Source organism: Pontibacter anaerobius (assembly GCF_026241195.1).
In the GTDB taxonomy this organism is placed as follows: domain Bacteria; phylum Bacteroidota; class Bacteroidia; order Cytophagales; family Hymenobacteraceae; genus Pontibacter; species Pontibacter anaerobius.
In genome coordinates this window covers 125,042-144,971 of sequence record NZ_JAPFQO010000005.1, presented here as the reverse complement: position 1 = coordinate 144,971, position 19,930 = coordinate 125,042, and the positions used below count along the sequence as shown (strand labels likewise).

General features: G+C 52.1%; 17 protein-coding genes. 4 read left to right on the top strand and 13 right to left on the bottom strand.

All coding sequences use genetic code 11. The features are described from left to right. Positions 1-209: 209 nt before the first annotated feature. A complete protein-coding gene (locus OO017_RS08825; RefSeq protein ID WP_266052113.1) occupies positions 210-407 on the top strand; it encodes a hypothetical protein in 198 nt (65 codons plus the stop codon). Between the two features lie 23 nt (positions 408-430). On the opposite strand, the gene OO017_RS08820 is transcribed toward OO017_RS08825, so the two are convergent. The 5 genes from OO017_RS08820 to OO017_RS08800 all read right to left on the bottom strand — a co-directional run bounded on the left by OO017_RS08820 (position 431) and on the right by OO017_RS08800 (position 3,341). Beyond that, positions 431-913, bottom strand: coding sequence for a hypothetical protein (locus OO017_RS08820; RefSeq protein WP_266052112.1), 483 nt, complete (start codon positions 911-913; stop codon positions 431-433). A gap of 129 nt (positions 914-1,042) precedes the next feature. Beyond that, a complete protein-coding gene (locus OO017_RS08815; RefSeq protein ID WP_266052111.1) occupies positions 1,043-1,396 on the bottom strand; it encodes a Rieske (2Fe-2S) protein in 354 nt (117 codons plus the stop codon). A gap of 2 nt (positions 1,397-1,398) precedes the next feature. Beyond that, on the bottom strand, positions 1,399-1,776 hold the full coding sequence (locus OO017_RS08810) for a DUF3221 domain-containing protein (RefSeq protein WP_266052110.1): 378 nt from the start codon (positions 1,774-1,776) through the stop codon (positions 1,399-1,401). Further along, complete coding sequence (locus tag OO017_RS08805) at positions 1,773-2,441, bottom strand: DUF2461 domain-containing protein (RefSeq protein WP_266052109.1); 669 nt, start codon at positions 2,439-2,441, stop codon at positions 1,773-1,775. The genes OO017_RS08810 and OO017_RS08805 overlap by 4 nt, the downstream gene beginning before the upstream one ends. 204 nt (positions 2,442-2,645) lie before the next feature. Then, positions 2,646-3,341 carry a hypothetical protein gene (locus OO017_RS08800; RefSeq protein WP_266052108.1) on the bottom strand — a complete coding sequence of 232 codons (696 nt, stop codon included), beginning with the start codon at positions 3,339-3,341 and terminating at the stop codon, positions 2,646-2,648. 392 nt (positions 3,342-3,733) lie between these two features. Here OO017_RS08800 and OO017_RS08795 point away from each other — a divergent pair, with 392 nt between their 5' ends. The 3 genes from OO017_RS08795 to OO017_RS08785 all read left to right on the top strand — a co-directional run bounded on the left by OO017_RS08795 (position 3,734) and on the right by OO017_RS08785 (position 8,218). Next, a complete protein-coding gene (locus OO017_RS08795; protein WP_266052107.1) occupies positions 3,734-6,268 on the top strand; it encodes a PIG-L deacetylase family protein in 2,535 nt (844 codons plus the stop codon). 100 nt (positions 6,269-6,368) lie between these two features. Next, positions 6,369-6,515 carry a hypothetical protein gene (locus OO017_RS08790; protein ID WP_266052106.1) on the top strand — a complete coding sequence of 49 codons (147 nt, stop codon included), beginning with the start codon at positions 6,369-6,371 and terminating at the stop codon, positions 6,513-6,515. Next, positions 6,515-8,218 (top strand): sodium:solute symporter family protein, encoded by a 1,704-nt coding sequence (locus tag OO017_RS08785; RefSeq protein WP_266052105.1) that lies wholly within the window; start codon positions 6,515-6,517, stop codon positions 8,216-8,218. The genes OO017_RS08790 and OO017_RS08785 overlap by 1 nt, the downstream gene beginning before the upstream one ends. Before the next feature lie 794 nt (positions 8,219-9,012). On the opposite strand, the gene OO017_RS08780 is transcribed toward OO017_RS08785, so the two are convergent. The 8 genes from OO017_RS08780 to OO017_RS08745 form a co-directional block, all read right to left on the bottom strand. Then, positions 9,013-9,927: a class I SAM-dependent methyltransferase gene (locus OO017_RS08780; RefSeq protein ID WP_266052104.1), complete on the bottom strand. Its 915-nt coding sequence runs from the start codon at positions 9,925-9,927 to the stop codon at positions 9,013-9,015. A gap of 83 nt (positions 9,928-10,010) precedes the next feature. After that, on the bottom strand, positions 10,011-10,880 hold the full coding sequence (locus tag OO017_RS08775; RefSeq protein WP_266052103.1) for a DUF2911 domain-containing protein: 870 nt from the start codon (positions 10,878-10,880) through the stop codon (positions 10,011-10,013). A gap of 103 nt (positions 10,881-10,983) precedes the next feature. Next, complete coding sequence (locus tag OO017_RS08770; RefSeq protein ID WP_266052102.1) at positions 10,984-11,511, bottom strand: hypothetical protein; 528 nt, start codon at positions 11,509-11,511, stop codon at positions 10,984-10,986. Between the two features lie 132 nt (positions 11,512-11,643). Then, positions 11,644-13,458 carry an ABC transporter ATP-binding protein gene (locus tag OO017_RS08765; protein WP_266052101.1) on the bottom strand — a complete coding sequence of 605 codons (1,815 nt, stop codon included), beginning with the start codon at positions 13,456-13,458 and terminating at the stop codon, positions 11,644-11,646. Positions 13,459-14,461: 1,003 nt separating this feature from the next. Continuing rightward, positions 14,462-15,937 (bottom strand): sodium:solute symporter, encoded by a 1,476-nt coding sequence (locus tag OO017_RS08760; protein ID WP_266052100.1) that lies wholly within the window; start codon positions 15,935-15,937, stop codon positions 14,462-14,464. Between the two features lie 67 nt (positions 15,938-16,004). Beyond that, positions 16,005-17,021, bottom strand: a complete 1,017-nt coding sequence (locus OO017_RS08755) for an MBL fold metallo-hydrolase (protein WP_266052099.1) — start codon at positions 17,019-17,021, stop codon at positions 16,005-16,007. A 254-nt stretch (positions 17,022-17,275) separates the two neighbouring features. Further along, positions 17,276-17,923: a hypothetical protein gene (locus tag OO017_RS08750; protein WP_266052098.1), complete on the bottom strand. Its 648-nt coding sequence runs from the start codon at positions 17,921-17,923 to the stop codon at positions 17,276-17,278. Between the two features lie 97 nt (positions 17,924-18,020). Further along, on the bottom strand, positions 18,021-19,853 hold the full coding sequence (locus OO017_RS08745) for a M61 family metallopeptidase (RefSeq protein WP_266052097.1): 1,833 nt from the start codon (positions 19,851-19,853) through the stop codon (positions 18,021-18,023). Positions 19,854-19,930: the final 77 nt, after the last annotated feature.

The window sequence follows — 19,930 nt, the reverse complement described above, 5'->3', positions numbered from 1 at the left end:
TTTCGTGGAGGATGTTTCTACTGCTAAAAGCCATTAAAAGGCAGAAAAAATTAAATCCTGTTTGTCTTGTTTTTATTACCGTTCACGGATAAATAGTGCCACTTGGTATAAATAGGTAGTAATACATGTAACAGTACTTTGCATTGCATAGTACTATAGAGTAAGTTTGCAATAACAAAATGAAGTTAAACAATTTAAATCTTACTACTATGAAAATCTTAGTTCTTATCGCCGCCTCAATGTTCGGATTTGGTTTCGCTGTTCAGGAAACTTACCAAGTGCCACAACCTAAAGAAGTTCTGGTTCTCCGCGATGCTCCTGAAGTATTGGAAGAGCCTGTAATGGATGTCATGCTAGATACAGTGGAGATTACTGCAGAGGCTCCAGTTGCGGTTGCCAATTTCTAAGGCAACCGCAGGGCTGCCTGCGGCTACGCGCTTTGCTCCAACTGTGGGGGCAGGCTGGTTAGCAGCCAGTACAGGCCTTCGTTCCGGTCGTTAAAGTTCTGCATCTGCAGGCGCGGGGTTACCCGCAAGTACAGATCGCGGGCTGAAAGTCGGCTGAACATGTTGCTGGAGTATATGTGGCTTAAACAGCGGAGGCCGGCATGGATCACCTGCGGCAGCCACTCAAACTCAAGCCAGTCGTTAGCCTCTGACCAGTCGCCGGTTACATTCGTTTTATCGTTGAGCAGCTTATCCGGGCATGGGTAAGTCTGCAGCAGGGCAAGGTATACTTTGGATGCCGTTACCACATCGCTGGCTGTGATATGTCCGTACCATTTCGCCTCAATATAGCCTGGGTGCAGTTGCAGTGTTAAATACACGTCACCGTTAGGGTGCGTCAGCTGTATTGGTTTTGGCCAGACAGCTATTTCTGCTTCATAATCTGCTGCGTAAGGTGATGCCTTCATGAAGTTAAAATAAATCCTAAAGTGCGGCAAGGCACCTAAATGTTACCCCCCAACAAGCATCTTTTTACGTCTTTCTTAAATTAAAGTCTAGGGTTGTATTGGTATATTTTTAATTAGTATAATTAAAATCTAATTATTGATAATACCAATGTAAATTCCGTCCTCACGGACCTCTACCGGGTGCGTTTTGGCATTTCGGGACCGGTACTCACACTCAAAGCCGGTTTGAAGGTTAAACCGGTAGCTGTGCCAGGGGCAAACCACCTCGTTCAGGTAGTTGGTGGTGCCGCGGCTGAGGGAGTAGCCGAGATGAGGGCAGGCATCGTCCACGGCAAAGAAGCCGGCCTGGGTATGGGCAAAGCATATCTGCCGTCCGTCTATTTCCAGTTTCTGTAGTTTTCGCAGGGGCACCGTTTGGGTGGCTTCTTCTACGGAGGCATATACTTTATGCCAGTTATACTTGTCGGTTGGCGTGTTGGACATACTTAATAGCTTATGCGCATGGCTTTGGCATGGCCTTGCACCGGTTGCTTCATCAGCACATCACCATCAAACCAGGCCTGCACCTGATGGCCTTCGCGGAGCTGATCCAGTTTTAGGTGCTCGCCGGTTTCATCCTCTATCAGGGTGTGTTTATCTATCTTTACACTTGCGTCCGTGTAGTTGGCCGATACACCTTCTATCGCCTTAACAGCTACCACGGCTTTCACTACCTCCCCGTTTTGGGAAGTGCGCTTAATATCGGTTATGTAACCGTAAACATCCGGCAAGGTATCGGGCATGCGCTTTGGCTCCTGGCGGCAGGAAAACAGCAGCACGGTTAGCAGCAGCAGGCTGGTGAGGGAGTAGGTCGCTTGTTTCACTGTAGTTCTGTTATGGCGTTGTTTAGAAAGTCATGGAGCGGCTTAACCTGCCGAAACAGTGGCGGTAGCCGTTCTATAAACTGGGGATGGCTTACCTCCTCATCACTGAAATAATGCAGCACCTGAAAGCCTTTATGCTTTATCAGTTCCAGTTCTGGGTGAGCCTTATCATAGCCCTTGGGGGCATTACTGGTTTTCTCTCCCCTGAAACTACCGAAGTTCTGGCTGAACGCAGGTTCCTCCAGCACTTGCCGTAGCTGGCCGGGGTTATAGTCAATCTCCTCGCGTATCAGTTGCAGCTGCTTGCTGCCGGGTTTACGCATGCCGCCACCTATCCTCGACAAGCCCCCGGGCTCCAGCACCAGCACATAATTGGCAAAAGCCGAGTGCCGGCCACCGGGGGAGATACCTGCCCCAAAATGACCTTTATACGGAGCCTCTCCCTTTTTTGAGAAATCATTCTTGTTGATCCGGAAGATGCACTCCTGCGCCTTTACCCCGTACAGCGCTTCATCGAACTGCTGCAACTGCGCCAACTGGTACGCCACCATTTCCACAAAGTATGCCTTCGCCTGCAGGTACTCCTCCCGATGCTCATCCATCCATACTTTGCTGTTGTTGTGCCGCAGCTTTTGCAGAAAAGTTAGTATGAAGGGGACATGCATAAAGAGCGCTAGTGCTTCGGCGTTTTAGAGTTAAACCAGATAACGCCGATGATAATTACGATCACAAGTATAATGATAAGTATGAGTGTCATAGCTTCTAAGGATAAGATTTGTGGGCGCTTGTAGGATTGTGTACTAATGCAGAAGCCCTATTGTTGCGTGTAGGCGAACAAAAGGGCTGCAGGAAAAGAAAGCCGAGGCTGCTTAGGCTACGCGCAGAACAGTGTCGCCCAACAGGGCTTTTCGGATACGGGCGTCGGATTGGTAATGCGACAGGAAATCGCCACGGCGGCAGGTGGTAGGTTTAGGCTCTTGCTGCAGTACCACCTTGGCGCGTTGCCCTACCGTAATGACCCCAATGCCCCGGCGCGCGCACATGGCCAGCAGTTGCTTCGCCAGGTAGTTGTTCCGGAACGTAAGGCTGCTGATAGAGAGGCCCAGCCACTGCTCATCGGCAGGTGTTTTCCTGAACTCATCGAGCAGGTGTGCAAACTTTCGGATCTTTAGTTTCTCCTCGGCCAGCGTATGCAGGGTAAACGTAACCGCTGCCAGCAACACTGCCGCCGCCAGACCCAGGGCAAAGTAACCCAGTTGCCAGGCTGCCACCGCAACCAATACCAGAACCAGAAAAGATGTGAGATAACGTAACTTGCTAAGGCCTTTTTTCTTGTAGCGGGTTAACGTTTTAGTAATAAGAGGAGATTGCTCGGTGTGCAGCACCGCCACATACAACGCGTTGTCCTGCATCTTGAAAGAAAAAAGCCCTTGCGTGGAATGCCCCTGCCTTGTTTGCTCCTCTTTATCTACCAAAATATGCTTAGCGCCAAAGCGGGTAGCGTAATGGTTGCGCAGGTAGTCAAACGCGAAGTCGTTGATATTGCTTTCTCTTGGGCTGGGCATATTATCTGTCACATAAAATGGGTAGAGGTATGCAACACTCCTGCAAATGTACTTTCTACGAAGCCGCACCGGCAGGAGTTCTGTAAAAGTAATCGGAATAAGCGGTAATGGAAAGCTAAATGCTGAAACTAAACAAACATAGTACTTTGCTAATTTAATTCCTATCTTTTTTCGTGATTTTTTGTTGAGGCTGAACATGTTCTTTACCAGGGCGTTCGGTCAGGTTTTGTAAGTATGGGAGAAAAGAACTGCTGTTTGTTCTGCCATAAGAGCCCTTTGTCAGATTGAGCCGGACCGGGTTACAATACATCCGCAGAAATGTTTAGTTTTACAGAGCTTACATATCAACTAAACTTTGCAGCCTCGCCCGCTGCTGAACAAATACAATGAAGATGCGCTACCCTCTACTCCGCTCCCTGTTATCGGTAATCGTACTGCTGGTGCCTCTGCAGCTGCTGCAAGCCCAAATGCCGAAGAAACCTTCTTCCGCAGAGGTACTGCATGAACTGAAAAAGCTGAACGTGCTAGGCAGCGTGCTCTACGTGGCCGCTCACCCCGATGATGAAAACACCCGCCTCATCGCCTACCTCTCTAAAGAGGAGCTTTACAATACCGGTTACCTGGCCGTTACCCGTGGCGACGGCGGACAGAACCTGATCGGGCCGGAGATCAGGGAGGAACTGGGCATCATACGTACGCAGGAACTGCTGCAGGCCCGCCGCACCGATGGGGGACACCAGTTTTTTACCCGCGCCAACGATTTTGGGTATTCCAAAGACTCCAAAGAGACCTTTACCATCTGGGACAAGGAGCAGGTGCTGGCTGATATGGTCTGGACGATCCGTAAATTCAGGCCTGATGTGATGATCACGCGTTTTCCGCCGGATGAGCGTGCCGGCCATGGCCACCACAGCGGCTCGGCCATACTTGCGGAGGAGGCGTTTAAGGCCGCCGCGGACCCGAAACGCTTTCCGGAACAGCTAAAGTACGTGGAAGTGTGGCAGCCCAAGCGTTTGCTCTGGAACACGGGCGTGTGGTCGTTTAAGAGCCAGGAGGAGTTTGAGAAGTATGGCAAGGAGCTGCTGAAGATAGATGTGGGCGGCTACAACCCTTTATTGGGAAAGTCTTACGGAGAGATCGCGGCGGAGAGCCGCAGCATGCACAAGAGCCAGGGCTTCGGGGCAAGTGGCAGCCGGGGCGCAAGTATAGAGTACCTGCAGCATACGGCAGGGGAGAAGGCGCAGCAGGAGCTGTTCGAAGGTGTGAACACGACCTGGGCCCGCGTAAAAGGAGGCGATAAGGTACAGCAGCTTATCCAGAAAGCCATTGATACTTATAAACCTGCAGACCCTGCCGCCGTGGTGCCAACGTTGATACAGGCCAGAAAAGAGCTGGCGAAACTACCGGACAGCTACTGGAAGCGCATAAAGCTGGAGGAACTGCAGGATGTAATTCAGCATGCCATGGGCCTATACCTGGAGGTGATCGCCAACGACTTCGCCGCTGCGCCCGGGCAGCCCGTAAGGCTGCAGGTGGAGGCCATTAACCGATCTGAGGTTCCGGTGACGATGCAAAGTATAAAGTATAGCTTCGCCTCTTCCGACACCACGGTCCACATGAAACTAAAAAATAATGAGCCGCTGAAGTATGGCACCAGCAAGACGCTGCCACAAAGTATGGCTTACTCGCAACCGTACTGGCTGCGCGAAACTGGCACCCTGGGCATGTTTGCTATCAAGGAGCAGCAAGAGGTGGGCCGGCCGGAGAATGCGCCGGCCGCACAGGCTATATTTAGTTTGGAGGTGGCCGGCGAGCCGCTGCGGCTAACGGTTCCAGTGGTTTACAAGCGCACCGACGCAGTAGAGGGCGAAGTATACCGCCCGTTCGTGGTGACCCCGCCCGTATTCGTGAACCTGCGGGAACAGGTGTTTATGTTTGCTAACGGGGAGCCAAAGCAGGTGCAGGTGCTGGTAAAAGCGGGCAAGGAAAGTATAAAAGGACAGCTGAAGCTGGATCTGCCGAAAGGCTGGCGGGCCGAGCCTACTGCGGTACCGTTCGATCTGGTTGCCAAGGGAGCCGAGCAAAGTATAAACTTTATGGTGTACCCGCCTAAAAAGCAGCAGGAGGCGCAGCTAAAGGCTGTCGCGGTGGTAGAGGGGAAAGCGTACACGCTTGGTTTGAACGAGATTAACTATAACCATATTCCGGCGCAGGCTACGTTTCCGGAGGCTACGGCCAAAATCGTGAAACTGGATTTACAGAAGCGCGGCGAGCAGGTGGCCTACCTGATGGGCGCTGGCGACGACATCCCGTCCAGCCTGCAGCAGATAGGGTATGATGTGACGCTGCTGAAAGACGGCGATATGCGCCTGAGCTTCCTGAAGCAGTTTGATGCGGTTATACTTGGGGTGCGCGCTTACAACACTGTGGATCGCATACGCTTCTACCAGCCTGTGCTGCTGGACTACGTGAAGCAGGGCGGCAACCTGATTGTGCAGTACAATACCAACCACAGCCTAGTGCTGCCGGAGGTGGGGCCATACCCGCTCAGCCTCAGCCGCGACCGCGTAACCGTGGAGGATGCCGACGTGCGCCTGCTCGCCCCGAACCACCCGGTACTGAACTCGCCAAATAAGATCTCTAAAAAAGATTTTGAAGGATGGGTGCAGGAGCGGGGCTTATACTTTCCGAACGAGTGGAGTAAGGAGTACACGGCCATACTTTCATCCAACGACCCGGACGAGCCTGCCCGCGATGGAGGTTTGCTAGTGGCAAAGTATGGTGAGGGGCACTATATCTACACGGGGTACTCTTTTTTCAGAGAATTGCCAGCCGGTGTGCCGGGCGCCTATCGCCTGTTTACTAACCTGATCTCGCTGGGCAGAAGCAATGGCTCCGGCAACGCAGCCGAATCAAGTATAAAATAAACTGTTGATTATCAGGTATAACATAATGAATGGCACGACTTTGCCTGTGTTTGATATAAAATCGTGATGCCTGATACGTGCTAAGATATACGTTAAAATCATGAATGACACACACCCTGTTGACGAAGAGCCTGGCATCCATAAGCCACCTTTCTTTAAGCGCTGGGCCGGCATGTACTGGCTGGTGCTGGGCAACCTGGCTTTTCTGATTATCCTGTTCTACATCATCACAAAAATTTACCAATAATGAGGCCACTCGACTGGATCGTGCTGCTGGGCACGCTGGGCTTTATCGTGAGCTATGGCGTCTGGAAAACACGCGGCAGCAAAGACATTGAAGGCTACCTGAAGGGCGATAACAGCATGAAGTGGTGGACTATCGGGTTGTCCATCATGGCGACCCAGGCCAGCGCCATCACCTTTCTCTCCACGCCCGGCCAGGCCTATGAGGACGGCATGCGCTTTGTGCAGTTCTACTTCGGCCTCCCGATCGCGATGGTCATCATCTCCATCACGGTTATTCCCATTTTCTACCGCCTCAATGTATACACGGCCTACGAGTTCCTGGAGAACCGCTTCGACCTGAAAACACGCTCTCTGGCGGCCTTCCTGTTTTTGGTGCAGCGGGGTCTGGCGGCAGGCATAACAATCTATGCCCCGGCCATTATACTATCCACCATGCTGGGCTGGAGCCTGACGGTTACCAACCTTATTATTGGCGTGCTGGTGATCATTTACACGATGTCAGGGGGCACAAAGGCCGTAAGTGTAACCCAAAAGCAGCAGATGGCCGTGATGATGGGCGGCATGATCATCGCCGGGGTAATGGTGGTGAGTTATTTGCCTGCCAATGTGGGCTTAGGCGATGCCGTGGCTGTAGCCGGCAAAATGGGCAAAATGAACGTGGTGGACTTTTCCTTCGACTGGAACGATCGCTATAATTTCTGGTCCGGGATGACAGGAGGCCTGTTCCTCGCCCTCTCATACTTTGGCACCGACCAGAGCCAGGTGGCGCGTTACCTGGGTGGCAAGTCCATTGGCGAGAGCCGTTTGGGGCTGTTGTTCAACGGTTTGCTTAAGATACCGATGCAGTTCCTGATCCTGTTCATCGGGGTGATGGTGTTCGTGTTTTACCAGTTCAACCCGCCGCCGGTGTTCTTCAACGAGGCCGCCAAGAGCAAAGTATACGCCACCGTGCATGCCGAGGAGCTGCGTGGCCTGGAGACAAAGTATAACGACATTTTCGAGCAGAAGCAGGAGGCAATGCAAGGCCTGGTAACAGCCCTTAAGACTGAAGATGAAACTGCCATTACTGCCGCTCAGGCAGAGGTAAACAGCCATACTGCGGCCGGTAAAGAAGTGCGCGAGCAGGTAAAAAGCGTTATCAAAAAAGCCGTTCCCGATGCTGAAACCAGAGATACCGACTATGTTTTCATCTCTTTTATAATGAAGTACCTGCCTGCTGGCCTGGTGGGGCTTTTGCTGGCCGTAATCTTTTCTGCCGCCATGTCGTCCACAGCCTCGGAGCTGAACGCGCTCGCCTCCACCACTGTGGTGGACATCTACAAACGCTCCGTAAAGCAAGACGGCAACCCGACACATTACCTGAACGCATCGCGGCTCTTTACGCTGGCCTGGGGCCTCATTGCCATACTTTTTGCAACCTACGCCTCGTTACTTGATAACCTGATACAGGCCGTAAATATCATCGGTTCGATCTTCTACGGCACCATTCTGGGTATTTTCCTGGTGGCCTTTTACTTTAAGCGTATCAAGGGAAATGCGGTGTTCTTCGCGGCCCTGCTAGCCGAGGTTATAGTGCTCTACTGCCACTACTTCACCGATATCGCCTTCCTGTGGTTCAACGTGATCGGTTGCATAGCCGTAATTGTGTTCGGTTTTATACTTCAGGGATTGATAGGGAAGAAAAAGAAGGAGCTGGTGGCGTAGCTGTAAATCTAACTACCCGTGGCCCCTCAGAGCTACGCTCGCTAGTTTCGAACTCCCGTTCTCACTAGTTTAAGGAGGGGAGCCTGTAATGACTGATGTTGAAGTGTAAGTTTCATCGTTGGGGATGGATGTCATCAGCAAAAGTGTTAACCCACCCCTAGCCCCTCCGAGAAGGGGAATCATACCTCTCCCCAGCCCTCTCCTAAAAACAGGAGAGGGAGTCCGGTTCAAGCTCCGTCAGCGGTGGCTATCGAAAACCGTTCCCAGTCTTTCCGTTGAGCGCCTTTGGAGTTTTTCGGTCCCGTGAGGGCATTGCGACGCAGGAGCAAAGGAAAAGCTCCCAGCGCGATGCGGGAAGACGAGCCCTCCTGGGCTGGAGGGAGCTAAAGCCAGAGGTGCAACGATAGGTTTGTAAGACTGAGTGTGAACGGTAGCTAGCAAGGATAGCTTGGTTCAAATTGCAGAGAGCAGCAGTTATTAAGGTAAAGGTATAAAGTATGGCTCACGCGGATTTGGAAATCCGCGGCAGAAAGGTTCCGGACAGGGATGTCCGGAACAGCAACAGCAAGAAAGTATAGCCAAAGTATAAAGTATGGCTACAGTTGCGTTACAAACTCAACGTCATAAAAAAGACACAAGTCTGAAGACTTGCGCCAGACGGGGGAAGAATAGTATAAGGCTCAGCAGAAGTTGGAAAGTACATTAAAGTATAAACCAGGCAGCAGCAGCCAGAAGTATAGAGGCACAGGCGAATGCTTGCGACATACTTGAACTGATCAAAAGTAAAACAAAACCTACCGCGGCTTCTGCGCCGCCACAATATAAACCAAACTGCCTCCCGCCGATACATACTCCTCCTTCTGTAGCTTCTCCTTCAGCATGATCTTGTTGTAGAGCAGCTTCTGCCAGTAGGCATCAAATTTATCCTTGTCGCCGCCGCCGGCCATAAAGTAGTTCAGGTTATCCTGGTAATCGTAGCCCATGGCCTCGGTTTCTATCCATTGCATCATCTGTTCCACGCGCAGCATTTTCTCCTGGGTGTCGTAGGGCGGGATGATGGAAAGGGCCTTGTCCGAGATCCATACTTTCATGTCCTGCAGTCCGGCTTTCAGGAACAGGTCGGGGACCACGTCGCCGAGGGAATTAAAGCCTTCGCCCAGCTGCTTTTTACCCTTTTCGATGCGCAGCTTCACCTCCAACACCTCCAGCATGGCCTCCACATTGTAATCGGTTTCGCCGTAGCGGTCGAACATGAGGTTGGGCACGAGGTTGTTTGGCTCCAGAGCCACCACCCAGCCGCCCGGCTTGGTCACCCGGATCATCTCCTGTATAACGCGCTGCGGGTTTTTCACGTGGATCAGGAGGGTTTGGCAGAGCGTTACGTCAGCAATATCGTCCGGGAGAGGAATGTCGGTGGCGTTGCCCACTTTAAACTCATAGTCGATGTTTTTGTGCCCATACTCGCTCTGTGCCCGCTGACGTGCTTCGGCAATGTAGCCGGGTTCATAATCCACGCCGTATACTTTGCCGTCGTCTGGCATGTACTTCGAGAATTTAAAGCCCATCATGCCCTTGCCGCAGCCAATATCCACCAGCGTCTGAATGTAGCGGATATGCAGGCGCTCGGCCAGCAGTTCCAGGTAATCCTCGTTCCACCAGTATTCCCGGGCTGGGCCCAGGTGCTCTTCAGAATGCTTCTTCTCTTCCAACAGGTTTATACTTTAAAGTGCCACAAAAAAGCCTCCGGAAGTATACTCCCGGAGGCTTTTATACGAGAAAAGCAAAGATAGCTTTATTTCATGTTTTTCCACTCGGCAATTGCCTTGTCGTTCAGGCGTACATAGTCTTCGGCATTTGCGGCTTTAGCCAGTTCCTTAGACTTCTCGGCTGTTTTAACAGCGGCTTTATAATTTTTCATTTTCGCCTCGATCTTGGCCTGCGTGTGCATGTTCCAGTATTTCGGGTCTTTTTCGTTGGCCTTCTTCATCCACTCGTGCGCCTGCTTCAGGTCGTGCCCGTTTTCGTAGTAGTAGCTGGCCGCAGCCGCATACAGGTTCGGGTTCACGTTGGTGCCTTTTACCACTTGCTCCTGAATCTGGCTCATTACCTTGCTGTCTACCTCACTTTTAATGGTGAAGGGCACTATGGTGTTGTCCCACAGGATCTCCACATCGGCTGCATCTGGCTTCAGGTTAGTGAAGTTGATGGTGAAAGACTCCACCTCGCGCGGGTTCTGCTGCGGCTTCACCTTAAAGCGCACCAGGTCTTCTGCCGGGTTATAATCTTTGCCGCCATCGCCCCAGTGCTTGGTATTCTTATGGATGATGATGGTCCACTCGTCCTTACCCGGAATGGTATACAGCGCATACTCGCCGGCAGGCACCTTGTTCCCCTCAATACTTACGTCTTCCGAGAATTTGATCTTAGTGGAGGCGTTGGCACCCGTGCGCCACAGTTTGTCATAAGGCACCAGGTCGCCGAAAATCTCACGGTCCTTCATGCCCGGGCGGGAGTAATCCAGGGAGACTGTGCCGAGGCCTACTGCCTGTTCCACCTTCTGTGAGGGGCTTGCGGCCGGCATTTTTATACCTTGTGCCTGCACGGTGCCTGCGCCCAGTAAAAGGGCAGTCGACAGGGCAAAGCCGATTAGTGTTTTTTTCATGGTCTTTTTTGATTAGGTTTTACTTATCTGATACTGATGTAATATTACTAATTATTCGGGAGTTAGAATATTATATTAACCAGAAGAAAGTATAAACAGCAGGCTAAAAGCTGCGGCCCACACTTAACCCGAAACGGGGAACAACCGCCATGCCCGGAGTGTCCGATTTATTCTCCGGGGATACAAACGGCGTTACCGCCAGCCTTACCAGTAGGCCGCCCCGTGGGTCCTGGTATCGGAATCCTATCCTGGTGAAGTACATGTTCTGCATCAGGTCCGGATGGTCGGTAAAGCGGCGCGTATAACCCAGGCCAAACTCTACATGGTTCTGCGTGCCACCGAGCATGCCCATGGCCTCCAGCGGCACAATGGGGTATACACCCGGCTCGGCCTCCTGAAAAAACAGGTTGGTGCCAATCCCGGCGCGCAGGCCCGCCTTAAAAATGTAGCGCTGGAATAAGATGCGATCGTAGTTAAAGGAGTAGGTGTCGGAGTTGCCGCCCACTTCGAGGTAATAGGCGTTACGGGCTTTAAAAGTGCCAGGGTACTTCTGGCCCTGAGCCCAGTTTGCCACGAGCAGCAACACAGGCAGGGCACTATATTTTAGGGTGATTTTATAGATTGAGAGCATTACGGCAACATAAACGAAAATATTGCCTAAAGTATATCTATAAAACATAAAATCCTACTGCAGCCAGCGCCACAGCAGGATTTTATATGTTGGAGCAGAGGTGTTCCGGTCTGCCGGTTCGTTTCTAAAGCACTAACTTAACTCAAACTGCAGCCGCAGTAGGTTAGCATACATGCCATCCGGGTTCAGCGAAAGCTCGTCATGGGAGCCTTCCTCCACAATTTCCCCGTTCTCAATCACCAGGATCTTATCTACCTTACGGATAGTGGCGAGGCGGTGCGCGATCACGATGGTGGTGCGGTCTTTCATAAGCACATCCATGGCCTGCTGCACCAGGTGCTCCGACTCCGAGTCGAGGGCACTGGTGGCTTCGTCGAGTATAAGTATGGCTGGGTTCTTTAGTATAGCCCTGGCAATGGCGATGCGCTGGCGCTGCCCGCCCGATAGTTTAATGCCGCGCTCACCCACCAAGGTGTCAAAGCCCTCCGGGAACGATTTGATGAAGTCGTAGGCATTGGCTTTATGGGCAGCCTCGATAATTTCTGTCTCTGTAGCCTCCGGGCGGCCATAGGCTATATTCTCGCGGATGGAGCCACCGAACAGCAGCACCTCCTGCGGCACCACGCCAATGTTGGCGCGCAGCATGGTCATGTCCATATCCCGGATATCTTTTCCGTCTACTGTTATTCTGCCGCCTTGCAGGTCGTAATAGCGCATCAGCAGCTGGATGATAGTAGATTTACCGGCGCCGCTTGGCCCGACCAAGGCCACTTTCTCGCCGGCTCTTACACCAAAGCTAATGTCGCGAAGCACCTGTATATCGGGGCGGGTAGGGTAGGAGAAGGCTACATGCTGGTAGCTGATGTCTCCGTGCACGCGTGGTATCTGGCTCAGTGTCTTCACGCTTTTATCGGTTGGCTCCTCCTGCTCCTGCAGGATCTCCAGAATGCGCTCGGTAGCTCCCAGCGCGGCCTGCACTTTGCCGTACAGGTCGCCTAAACCGCCAACAGAAGCGCCAATAAACACCGTATAGAGCACAAAGGAAACCAGGTCGCCTTGCGCAATATCGCCGTTGGCCACCAGCGTAACGCCGTACCAGATCACCAATATAATCCCGCCGAAAAGGCCTACAATAATAAACGTGATGAAGGCACCGCGGTAGTAGGCCCCAGTAATGGCTGTTTTAACGGCTTTGTCCAAGGTGGTTCTGTAGCGCCCCACCTCAAACATCTCATTCGTAAAGGACTTTACTGTGTTTATCGCTTGCAGCGTCTCCTCCACGATCACGTTGGTATTCGCCAGCTCATCCTGTGTTTTCTTGGATAGCATCTTGATCTTGCGGCCAAACACCAGCGCCAGCGCCACCAGCACCGGGAAAGTGGCCAGCATAAACAGCGACAGCTTTACCGAAATCCACATGATAAAGATAATGCCGACTATCAGCGTTGTTACCTGGCGGAAAAGCTCGGCGAGTGTAATGGACATCGCGTCTTGCACCTGTGTTACATCGTTGGTGATACGGCTGGTAATCTCGCCCACACGTCGTTTTTCGTAGAAGGAGATAGGCAGCTGCACGAATTTGCTGTAAAGGTCGCGGCGAATGTTAGCCACGGCGTTCTCGCTTACCTGTGCAAAAAAGTATACCCTGAAAAAGGAAAAAATGCCCTGCAGCAGTATAACGGCAAAAAGCCCCATTGCAACGAGGTTGATGTCCTGGAGCAGACCGTTGGCATTGGAAGAATCGAAAAGCTTGCCTACCAGGTAGGGAAAGGCCATCATGGTGAGACTGGACAGCACCAGAAACACAAGGCCGATAATGAATTTATACTTGTAAGGAAGTACGTAGCCAAAAATCTGGAGGCCACGGCGAAAACTCTCTTTGGTTATCTTCTTTCTACCTTCTTTTTCCTGTTCGCCGCCGCTAGACCCGAATCCGCGTTTTGCCATTAATAATACGCTGCTTAAAATGTTTATTAGTTCTTGCCAGCCTTGCAATGCCGGCAGAGCTCTGTGGTACTGTGGTATAACAGTTAAAGCTGCTATATGATGCCACCTCCCTGCAAAATATTGCAAAGGTAAGCAATCTATGGGAAAGTATGCTTGGTTTGTTGAGGCTTCGGTTGGGGACTCAGACTTGGCTGTGTGAGCAGTTCTTATTAGTATAAAAGTATGTTTTGACAAACCTTTCTAAGGCTGCTCCTGATTCTTGCTGTATACTTTGGCTATACCCTATACTTGCCAGTTTATACTTTGATACTCTCTTCACTTTCTGGCGCAATCATTTATACTATTGTCCTTTTATGGTGTTGAGTTTGTAACGCAACTGTAGCCATACTTTATACTTTGGCTATACTTTCTTGCTGTTGCTGTTCCGGACATCCCTGTCCGGAACCTTTCTGCCGCGGATTTCCAAATCCGCGTGAGCCATACTTTATACCTTTACCTTAATAACTGCTGCTTTCTGTAGCTTGAAACAAGCTATCCTTACTAGCCGCCGTTCATCCTCAGTCTTACAAACCTATCGTTGCACCTCTGTCTTTAGCTCCCTCCAGCCCAGGAGGGCTCGTCTTCCCGCATCGCGCTGGGAGCTTTTCCTTTGCTCCTGCGTCGCAATGCCCTCACGGGCACCGGAATAACTCGCATAGGCGCTCAACCCAAAGACTAGGAACAGTTCGATAGCCGTATACGATGCAACTTCCTTCTAAATTCCCCTCTTGGGAGGGATTAGGGGTGGGTTTACACTTTTGCTGATGACATCCATCCCAACTATGAAACTTATACTTCAACATCAGTCATTACAGGCTCCCCTCCTTGGACTACCGAGAACGGGAGTTCGAAGGTAGCGAGCGTAACTCTGAGGGGCAGGGGTGGTTGAACCCGGTACCATATTCACAAAAGAGCCCTCCCCTAAATAAAATAAGGGAGGGCTCTTTTGTGAATATGGGCTTGTTTAGGCAGTCTGCTCCTGTGCCAGTTCCAGCTCGTCAATGGTGCCGGATGATACAGCGATCAGTCCTATAAATGTCAGCAGGCCGTTGAGGATCAGTACTTCAAAGCCGAACTCATATCCCCAGAACCAATCCACGGAGTTGTAGCTGATGATAAAGGTAAGCAGCGGCGCCATGATGCAGACGGCCGGTACAAATCTGTCGCGTACGGCGCGCTTGGTGTAAATACCGAAGCTATAGAGGCCCAGCAGCGGACCGTAGGTATAACCGGCTACTTTAAACACGGCTGTCACCACATTATCATTGTTCAGGATATCAAAAACGATGATAACCAACCCCATTGCCACCGAAATGCCGGCGTGTACAATGTAGCGCACCCGCACGCGCTCCTGCTCCGGGCGGTTCTTAAAGTTAAGGAAGTCCACGCAGAAGGAGGTGGTAAGGGCGGTAAGCGCTGAGTCGGCGGAGGCGTAGGTAATGGCGATGATGCCAAGTATAAATACAATGCCGGCAAAGTAGGTAAAGTGGTTCAGGGCCAGGAACGGGAACACATCGTCGCCGCGCTCCGGTAGGGCAATGCCCTTGGCGTTAGCGTAGATGTACAGTAGGGCACCCAAGGCCAGGAACAGGATGTTCACGAAAACAAGTATAATGCTGAACCAGAACATGTTTTTCTGGGCTTCGCCGATGTTCTTGCAGCTCAGGTTCTTCTGCATCATGTCCTGGTCAAGGCCTGTCATTACAATAGCAATGAAGGCACCGGAGAAGAACTGTTTCAAGAAGTACTTACTGTCCTTGAAGTCCCAGAAAAACACCTGCGAGTAATCGCTTTCCTGCACTGTGTTCACCAGGGCCTGGAAGCTCAGGTTCAGCTCGTCAGAGATAAGCCAGATACTCGTGCCTACCGCCAAAAGCATGGCCGTGGTCTGGAAGGTATCGGTCCAGATAATGGTCTTCATACCGCCCCTGAAAGTATAAACCCAGATGAGGGCGATGGTGATGATCACAGAAACAGAGAACGGGATGCCAAAATCGTCGAAAACGGCCAGTTGCAGCACACCCGCCACCAGGAACAGGCGTATGGCCGCACCCAAAGTTCGCGAGAGCAGGAAGAAAGCCGCCCCGGTTTTGTACGACCACCACCCGAAGCGCTGCTCCAGGTAAGTATAGATCGATACGAGGTTCATGCGGTAATAGAGCGGCATCAGCACCGTGGCAATCACGAAATAGCCCAGCAGGTAGCCCAGCACAAACTGAAGGTACGAGAACTCGGCTGCCGCCACCATGCCCGGTATCGACACAAAGGTAACCCCGGAAAGCGAGGTGCCGATCATACCAAAGGCCACCACATACCAAGGGGAGGAGCGGTTGGCCAGGAAGAACGTCTCAGAGTCGGAGTTGCGGCTGGTGAGGTACGAGATAAAGATAAGGATACAGAAATAGGCTATAATCAAGCCTATGATAAGGGTAGAGGACATAGTATAAGCAGTGGTTCGTAAACGTTCAAGTTTACAAATATAGCAAAACTATGGTCTGGCACCATTCTTAAATATCGTCGGTCAGCAGCACCGGTTCCCCGATGGCCGGAACGCGTAAGCCCTGCAGCATACCGGAGGCGGCAATCTGCTCCAGCAGGCGCACGGGCTCACTTGGCGGTTCATCAGAGAGGTCGAAGGTGCCGTAGTGCATAGGCACAAAAAGGCCGCCGCGCAACTGGTTATAGGCTTTAACGGCCTCGTGCGGGTTCATGTGGCTTTTCTGCATCAGGAAACTTGGTTTATAGGCTCCTATGGGCATGATACAAACATCCATGGGTCCGAGCAGCTCTTCAATCTTCTCGAAATGCGGGGCAAAGCCGGTATCTCCGGCAAAATATATGGTTTGGGTTGATGTTTTGATAACGAAGCTGCCCCACAGCACTTTGTTCATGTCGAGGAGGCCGCGCCGGTGCCAGTGCGAGGCAGGCATAAAGTATACCTCCACATGGTCTGGCACCAGGTCATACTTCTGAAACCAGCCAGCCTCCTGGTAAGGCAGGTTCGGGTCTATGCTTCTAAGGATATCGCCGGCGCGCAGTGGGGCCAGCGCCTTTACCTGCGGGTTGCCCTGGTAAATGGTTTGCACCGATTTCTTGTCGAGGTGGTCGCGGTGGCCGTGCGAGAGCAGCAGAAAATCGATGTTACGCAGTTCCTCTGGCGGGCAGGGCGTGCCTACCCGGCGCTTCAGCATCGGAATATCGTAGAGGGCGGGGTCGGTGAGAAACGTAACGCCGCTCAGGCGCAGGAAAAAGGACGCGTGCCCCAGCCACACCAGCATGTCGCGGTCATCATATAAAAAATCCGAGTTCTCGAGTAGAGGCGGGGTATAGTTGTCCTGTTTCTTCTGCTGGCGCTGCGGGTTCTGGCTCAGCTGCCACTTCAGCACATTGCTAAAATCGGGGTTGTACAGCTCGTCGCCATTGGCGAAGCGGCCTTTTATAGTTTTGTTGCCCCTGTAGCCTGGGTTTATGGTTTCGAGGCGGTCGTTCTTTATGTGGCGGATATGGTTGTTGTGCTGCTGCAAAGTTTGTCTCTGTTGGGTTAAAGCTTCTTTTAAAGTGACTGTTACACAAAAAATAAAAGGGGAGTTCCTGCTGGGGTGTACTTCAGCGCCGCTGCCTTTTGTCACTCCTTTCATCCTCTAACAGCACAATAGTATACTTTAGATACGGCAAAATAGGTTATAGAGGGTTTATTTTACAACGATCTGTAAAAAAAGAACGCTTCCCTGGTAGTGCAGAGAAGCGTTCTTATACTTGTGATGGTGAGTATTGCCTGTTACCAGTAGCCGTACCTGCTGCCGTAGGCCGGGGAGTAGAGTTGGTTGCCATAAGGCGAGGCACCGTCGGTGTAGCGGATGCCGCCTGTCACGCTCAGGTTCTCCGTTATCTTGTAGGTAGCCCTGAAATCGGCACCCATGCGGCCCGGGCTGTAAAAGCTGTTGTTAAACTGGCTAGATGGCAGGTTCGAGAAATCGCGCCAGATGTTTCCGCTCAGAATCAGGCGATCGCTGGCCAGGTAGTCCACGCCCACGCTGGCAATGTAATGGCTGCCGCCGCCGTTGCGATACATGACTGTGGTTCCCTCAGGGCCTGCCACGGCCGTGTTGTACGGCGAAGTATGCACATAGGCCAGGCTGGTGTTTACCCGAAAGCGGCTGCTAACCTGGTATCGTACCGAAGGCTCTACATAAGTGGCGCTGCCAAAACCGTTGCTGAAGCTGGCTCCCATATTCAGGCTGTAGCTAAGCTTAGGGCCCTGCCAGGATGGTTTCTCTGCCTTTGCTCCGTCTTGTGCAACAACTGTAGGAGCAGTAGTCCCAGCAGGTATCGGAGCAGCCTCTAGGCTCGGCTTTACGTCCTGTGCCATACTTTGGCCGGCATAGAGCAGCCCGACCGCCAGTAATGTTCTGAATATATTTTTCACGTGGAAATATCTGAAGTATAAATTCTTATACTAAGGTACAGCATGGATGGTTCAAAAACAACTCTGCTGAAAACGACCCTATGCTATACTTATTGCACTATTTTGCCTGAGAACCGAGCCAGGCACTTCGATAGGCCTGCATTTCCGGCGTCAGCTCCTTGCCTATACGCTCGAAAGGTACCACTTCCAGCGTTTGCACCTCCTCCAGCACCAGGGTAGTGTTGCGGGTCTGGCCGAGGCGGCTGTAGGTTACCGGTATGCTGTCGCCAGGCTTGTGTTTGGCCAGTACCTTTTTCAGGTCCTTTTCCTTTTTGATCTTGCGGCCGTCCAGGGTCAGGAGTACATCGCCACGCTCCAGGCCGGCTTTATAAGCTTCTGAGTTCACGTAGGTGCCGCTTGCGATAGTTGCGGCCCCGTCTTTATAGTCTATATAAAACATGCCCAGCGTAGGCTTGCTTGGTTCGGCTTTGCGCAGCTCCAGCCCGGCTTTAGCCAGCATGGGCGCAAAATCAGGCAGTTCACTTCCATAAATGCTCTGCTCAAAAAACTGCTTCGCCCAGACCGCGTCGCCGCTTACCTCGGCCAGTGTCTCCTGTACCTCGGCTAACGTATACGGTCTTTCCGGTGCGCCATACTTGCGCCAGAGCGCCTGCATAAAGTCATCCAGGGTTTTGTTGTATTGCTGGCGCAGGATCATGTCTAGTGCCAGGCCGGTCATGCTGCCGTAGGTGTAGTAAGAGATAAAGGTGTTGTGGCGGTTCACAGGGTCCACGGAACGGGCTGCATCCACAAAAGGTGCCTGCTGGCTCATCTCCACCAGGCTGTGGTACTGCCGCCCCGGCGACAGCAAGACGTAGTTCAGGTCTCCGGCCAGGTCAGAAGTATACTTTTTCAAGTCGAAAACACCGCTGCGGGCCATGGACAGGTCGCCGTAGTAGCTGGTGAACCCCTCGGCAAGCCATAGGGCCTCGCTCATGTTCGCCTCCTGAAAGTTGAATGGCTCCAGCGATTTCGGACGAATGCGCTCCACGTTCCAGGCATGGAAAAACTCATGCGACACCGTGTTCAGCAGTGGCCCCATGGCATTGGCCAGGGTTCTGGAACTGGTAAGGATGGTGGAGTTGCGGTGCTCCATGCCATCTCCGTTGGCCTGCGGCATGTAGCAGCCAATAAAGGTATAGCGTCCAAAATCGAAGTCAGGTAGCTGCCCGAATACCGCCTGCTGCTCGGCCACGATTTCCTTTGTATGGGCTACATATTGCTGAAACTGTTCGTCCGTGCCGAGGTGGTGCAATGTTACTTGTATGGTTTTTTGCTTGCCGCCCTCCGTTACCGTCCATTCCGCAAAATCAAAGTTGCTGAGCTCGGTGGGGCTGTCCATCAGGTACTGGAAGTTGGGAGCGGAGTAGGTGTTGCCCTGTTCCTGCTTTAGCTGTGTAGCCACTTTCCAGTTGCTCCCTTGCGGCACATTAAAGGTGACAAGCGCTGGAGCCTGCTCAAACCCGCGGGCATACATGAGGGTGGCAGGCATGTTCAGGTGCGCGTGTGTTTCATCTACGCCGGCGTAAGTGCCGTCGGCATGATCAGCAAACAAAGTATAATTGACGGTGGCTGTGCCATTGTGGTTAGGTACGGCCCACTCGCTTATGCTCAGGCGCTCCATTTGCAGCGGCTGGCCCTGTGCATCGGAGGCCCGCACGCTGTACACATTCTTGGCGAACTCATGTATGGCGTACCGCCCGGGAGAGGTGCGTGGCATCAGTACCTTTAAAGTATCGCTCTGGATATCGGAAAAGGTAACTTTTACCTCGGCCTCGTGGTGCACCGCATTGGGGAAGGATAGCTCATACTTTACCTGCTGCTGCGCCAGCACCGGCTGTACTATCAGCCCGAAGGCAAGCCCCAAAAGGCTGTATAATGTTGATTTCATCGGTCAGATCAGTATAGTTGAAAGTTTAAATATAGGGATTGGTAAGCAGGGGAGCAATCTTTGTGGTTGATGGAGCA

What these genes read in the sequence shown, in the direction of transcription:
- OO017_RS08825 (WP_266052113.1), top strand. Translation starts at nt 210, where the DNA reads ATGAAAATCTTAGTTCTTATCGCCGCCTCAATGTTCGGATTTGGTTTC.
- OO017_RS08820 (WP_266052112.1), bottom strand. Translation starts at nt 913, where the DNA reads ATGAAGGCATCACCTTACGCAGCAGATTATGAAGCAGAAATAGCTGTC.
- OO017_RS08815 (WP_266052111.1), bottom strand. Translation starts at nt 1,396, where the DNA reads ATGTCCAACACGCCAACCGACAAGTATAACTGGCATAAAGTATATGCC.
- OO017_RS08805 (WP_266052109.1), bottom strand. Translation starts at nt 2,441, where the DNA reads ATGCATGTCCCCTTCATACTAACTTTTCTGCAAAAGCTGCGGCACAAC.
- OO017_RS08800 (WP_266052108.1), bottom strand. Translation starts at nt 3,341, where the DNA reads ATGCCCAGCCCAAGAGAAAGCAATATCAACGACTTCGCGTTTGACTAC.
- OO017_RS08795 (WP_266052107.1), top strand. Translation starts at nt 3,734, where the DNA reads ATGCGCTACCCTCTACTCCGCTCCCTGTTATCGGTAATCGTACTGCTG.
- OO017_RS08790 (WP_266052106.1), top strand. Translation starts at nt 6,369, where the DNA reads ATGAATGACACACACCCTGTTGACGAAGAGCCTGGCATCCATAAGCCA.
- OO017_RS08785 (WP_266052105.1), top strand. Translation starts at nt 6,515, where the DNA reads ATGAGGCCACTCGACTGGATCGTGCTGCTGGGCACGCTGGGCTTTATC.
- OO017_RS08775 (WP_266052103.1), bottom strand. Translation starts at nt 10,880, where the DNA reads ATGAAAAAAACACTAATCGGCTTTGCCCTGTCGACTGCCCTTTTACTG.
- OO017_RS08770 (WP_266052102.1), bottom strand. Translation starts at nt 11,511, where the DNA reads ATGCTCTCAATCTATAAAATCACCCTAAAATATAGTGCCCTGCCTGTG.
- OO017_RS08765 (WP_266052101.1), bottom strand. Translation starts at nt 13,458, where the DNA reads ATGGCAAAACGCGGATTCGGGTCTAGCGGCGGCGAACAGGAAAAAGAA.
- OO017_RS08760 (WP_266052100.1), bottom strand. Translation starts at nt 15,937, where the DNA reads ATGTCCTCTACCCTTATCATAGGCTTGATTATAGCCTATTTCTGTATC.
- OO017_RS08745 (WP_266052097.1), bottom strand. Translation starts at nt 19,853, where the DNA reads ATGAAATCAACATTATACAGCCTTTTGGGGCTTGCCTTCGGGCTGATA.